Here is a 4609-nt window from a genome sequence, read left to right on the forward strand (position 1 = left end):
GCGCCGGGGCTACTTCAGCGAGTACCGCTACGACGCGCTGGGCCGGCGGGTGCTGGTGCGCACGCGCCGGGATGGGCTGTGCCATGCGAGCTCGGCGAACTCCAGCACGGTGGACTGCACCAGCGGCATCGAGCGCTACGTCTGGGCGGGCGACAACGTCCTGTGGGAGCTGCGCGGCCCTGGCTCCAACACCGCGACGGCGGCGCAGCTGGAGCAGGAATCAACCACAGGCCAGGAGTACGGCATCGTCGGCTACACGCACGCGGGCGGCGTGGACCGGCCGCTGGTGGCGTACAAGACGGCGGGCGGCAACGCGGGCGCCGTGGTCGTGCCGCACATGAACTGGCGCGGCCTGTTCAGCATGGGCACCAACTCCAGCGGCGGTGCGAGCACCACCCCGGTGGAGTGGCCCGGCTTCCGCACCACCGCCAACCACTCGATGGGCGAGACGCAGGCGATCACGAAGAACTGGATGGGCAGCTTGCTGGAAGGCCAGCGCGACGCCGGCGGCCTGATGTACATGCGCAACCGCTATTACGATCCGAAGACGGGGCAGTTTACGCAGATGGATCCGATTGGGTTAGCGGGTGGGGTGAACACATACGGCTTCGCGGAGGGGGATCCGATATCGTATTCTGATCCCTATGGTCTCAGTTCCGAGGAGTACGACTGCCCTCCGTGTGGTGGCGGAAACGATGCAAGCCCTCGACAGATCGAGCGCGAGGTTGCGCGGGCGAAGTTTGGAGCCAGTCTAGCTACGCGAGAGGGTTGGCCACGGAGAGTGGTCCCTACTAGATCCAGATCTGCACAAACTGCAAACCCCCTAGAGGGAACAAGATACACTGGAAAGGTACGTCAGCAGATGCGCCCGCAAAGCATTCGCCGACAGACTGCACGAGGTGAACCTTACTATGATGCCGAAACTGACAATCATGGATTCCCCCTGCAAGTGGACAACATGGCGCGTTACGGCACAACGCGGACGATTACTGGAGGTGACGGCGTTCAGCGTACGATGGTGGAGCTTCGTGGAGAGTACAAAGGCAATAAAGGAACATTCGAATGGATTGTGGAGCCAGATAGGACCATTAACCACCGCTACTTCCGAAAAGACCCGTGAGGACACATGACAAGCCAAGTCTTGGAGGTACTCCCACAACCGTTGCAAATATCTGCGCTGCCGCTCTACCAACAGTGCGGAGTCAACAACGTCGCTTGGTCGCGCAACGACGCGATGGCAGTCATTCGTTACCTTCGGACACTTGAGATCTCTGTTCTGGGAGGAGACGTGTATCAGTTCGATAAAGGGTTGCTGACTCTGACTTTTGACAACTGGTCGTGTGAAAAGCACCCTCATGAGTCTCATGAGGAGTATGCAGACCGCAGCCAAGATGTGGGCCTCAAATATATAGAAAGCTACGCAAACCTTGGGAATGTGAATCCATGGTTCGCGCTTGTGCTGGGATCTGAGTCTGCATAGCTAATATAACAGGTTCTTCGTGGATTTAGTTGCAGGTAAGTAGAAGCAAGTGCACACCGGTCCCGCGGTTTGTCAGTGCTCCGCACGAGGATTCCCGTAGGCTCCCACCATACGCGGGTGACGGTTGTTCTTGACTCCCTGAAGGTTGAGCACTCCGGGTACCGGAGTGATTCCCGTGAAATGGTGGCCATCTGGAGGCGCACATCAGTCCGACTGTTTGATGAGAGTGCGATTCAGGCTCGCTTCTTTTTCGATGCCCAGGGTAACCTCCTACGGTACGCTCTGGAGGAACAGATAACGGCCGTGTAGTGCGTATAGGCACTGCCCCGGAGCCTGCGCACTTCCGCACCACGGCCAGCCGTCGATGAGTGAGACACAGGCGATCAGGAAAAACTGGATGGGCAGCCCTGCTAGAGGGTGAGCGCGACACCGTTGGCCCGATGTACATGCGCAAACGCTACCAGGGCCCCAAGACGGGACAGTTGCGTAGACGAGCCTCATCGGTCTCGCTGAACACGTCCTGATTCGTCAACAGAGCCCCGGTATCGTCTTGAGATCCGTATAGTTTGGCTGCCGATACGACACGCCAGCCTCCAGCCGGTCCGGGCCCCGCCGCCCTGAACCGGGCGCGGGCGGTGGGAACCCGCCGTCCGCCACCGATCCGAGAGAAAATGCTCCCCCGAGGGGCGCCGGTACCTGCCGGCTCCCCGCCACCCTTCCTCTGCCGCACCCGTGATGCCCTTTCAGCCCTTCCGCGCGCACCTGCTCCGTTTCGCCGCCGCACTGCGCCCAATCTGCCTGCTGCTGTCCCTGTTGATTCCGCTCTTCATCGCGGCGCCGCTGGGCGCGCAGGATGTGGGGGAGCCCGCGGTCTCGCTCAGCCCTGACGCGGGAACGTTCTCGTCGCCGTCGATCACGGTGACGGTGCGGTTCTCGGACGAGGTGTCGCTGAAGCCGAGCACGCGGACGATGGTGTTCAACGACACGGTGGTGACGACGCGGTTCACGCAGACGGCTGCGCCGTCGAGTCCGGGCGGTCTGGTGGTCGCCACGTACACGGCGACGCTGACGATGAAGCCGGGTGCGAACACGCTGTCGGCGAGCATCCGCGACAGCGCGAACAACCTTTCGTCGCCGGCCAGCGTGACGTACACGTACGTGCCGGGACGGTCGGGGGTGCGGGTGTCGCCGGACGGAGGCACGGCCGGGGTGGGTGCGTGGCAGACGGTGGCGACGACGTTCCGGGTGGTGAACCCGGGGACGAAGGCGGGGACGTACCGTCTGCGGCCGTCGTGCCGTGACGCGTGGACGGGCGCGCCGCACGGGGGCTGCGGCATCGGGTACGAGACGGTGAACGTGGCGGCGGGGGACTCCGCGTTCGTGACGGTGTGGGGCACGGCCCCGGGGTCGGGGGGGCAGCTGCTGGTGCGGCTGTCGGCGGAGCTGGAGTCCACGCCCGGCGTCGCGGACGCGGGGTGGGTGGACGTGAGCGTGGGGGGCAGCGCCGGCACGGGCGCGCCCGTACCGCAGATCCGGCTGGCGGACCTGACGACGGGTGCGTACCCGGTGCTTCGCGGCCAGTGCGTGACGGCCTCGGCCGGTCCGGGCGCGGCGTACGAGTGCGGTGACCTGCGGCTGGCGCACGCGCTCCCGGCGCACCGCACGCTGAACCGCACCTGGGCGCCGGTGCTGACGTACAACAGCCGGCACGCGCATCCGCGCCCCACGGTGTACCTGGACGTGACGCTTCCGGAGGGGATGGAGGTGCCCACGGTGATGACGGCGGTGATCTACTTCCCGGTGTCGGGGCGGGTGATCCAGGCGCCGTTCGCCGGGTCGGAGTGGCAGCCGGGGACCACGCGGCGCATCGCGGTGGAGATCGACGCCGACATCGTGGGGAGCCTGACCGGGTACTACGCGCAGGTGCTGGCGAGCACGCCCAGCCAGGGGCAGCCGAGCAGCAACGTGCTGGGCTCGCAGATCACGGGCATCAACCGCAACGGCAGCCCGTTCGGCATGGGGTGGCACCTGGCGGGGCTGGAGCAGCTGATCTGCGTCAACTGCGGCAGCGGGGGCTCGCACATGCTGGTGGTGGGCGGGGACGGAAGCACGCGGCTGTACGAGCCGCTGTCGTCGTGGCAGACGTGGGTGTCGCACAACGCCGACGGCGCCGCCGACACGCTGCGGCTGATCGGGTACTCGTACTACACGCGCAAGCTCCCCGACGGAGGCCGGGTGGAGTATGACGGGAGCGGTCAGCACGTGCGCACCATCAACCGTCTGGGTCAGACGACCACGTTCGAGTGGGATAGCGCGCGGGTGACGCGCGTGGTGGTGCCCACGGCGAGCGGTACGGCGCCGGCGTACGACTTTGTGTACGGCGCAAGCGGGGTGCTGGACTCGGTGCGGGCGACGGCGCCGGGCGCGCCCACGCGCACCGTGCGGTTTGGGCACGAGCTGGGCGACCGGCGGGTGACCTACATCCAGGACCCCGACGGCAAGAAGGTGCACCTGGCGTACGGAAGCAGCGATCCGCTGCTGGTGACGCGCCGCACCGACCGGCGGCAGACGCAGCTGAACTTCACGTACTCCACGCGAGGGCGGCTGACGTCGTCGCGGCTGGGGGTGGCGAACGGCGACAGCATCATCAGCGGCTTCGAGGCGGTGGAGGACAAGGGGTTTGGGCAGTCGGTGCCGCTGGCGCAGGCGTACACGGCGCTGGACGGACCTCGCACGGACGTGGTGGACCGCACGCTGATCTGGGTGGACGAGCGAGGCGCGGTGCGGCGCATCCGCGACGCCATGGGCGGCGAGACGGTGCTTGCGCGCGGTGACACGCGCTTTCCCGCGCTGGTGACGCAGGTGCGCACGCCCAACGCGCGGGGCGACAGCCTGGTGCTGCGCAGCGGGGCGGGGTACGACGCGCGGGGCCGCGTCATCGCCGACACCGTGTACAACCCGCTGGGCGACGGGGTGCACCGGATCACCACGTACGGGTGGAACGACGCCGTGGACCGGCCGGACTGGATCCAGGCGCCGGGCGCGGAGCCGGTGTACATGGGATACGACACGATCACCCGCAACCCGCGCTGGCAGCAGCAGGGCACGTCGATGGCGCGGCGGGTGTGG

General features: G+C 66.4%; 3 protein-coding genes. All 3 read left to right on the forward strand.

Features of this window, described 5'->3' with window-relative positions:
• Positions 1-1120 (forward strand): RHS repeat-associated core domain-containing protein (locus tag ACOJUJ_RS22355; protein WP_420129134.1); only part of this gene is annotated, 1120 nt, incomplete at its 5' end.
• A gap of 6 nt (positions 1121-1126) precedes the next feature.
• Positions 1127-1480 (forward strand): Imm40 family immunity protein, encoded by a 354-nt coding sequence (gene imm40, locus ACOJUJ_RS22360; protein ID WP_420129135.1) that lies wholly within the window; start codon positions 1127-1129, stop codon positions 1478-1480.
• 735 nt (positions 1481-2215) lie between these two features.
• Positions 2216-4609, forward strand: a 2394-nt coding sequence (locus tag ACOJUJ_RS22365) for a hypothetical protein (protein ID WP_420129136.1), incomplete at its 3' end; no start/stop codon positions are given.

This window comes from Longimicrobium sp. (assembly GCF_048594345.1).
Taxonomy (GTDB): domain Bacteria; phylum Gemmatimonadota; class Gemmatimonadetes; order Longimicrobiales; family Longimicrobiaceae; genus Longimicrobium.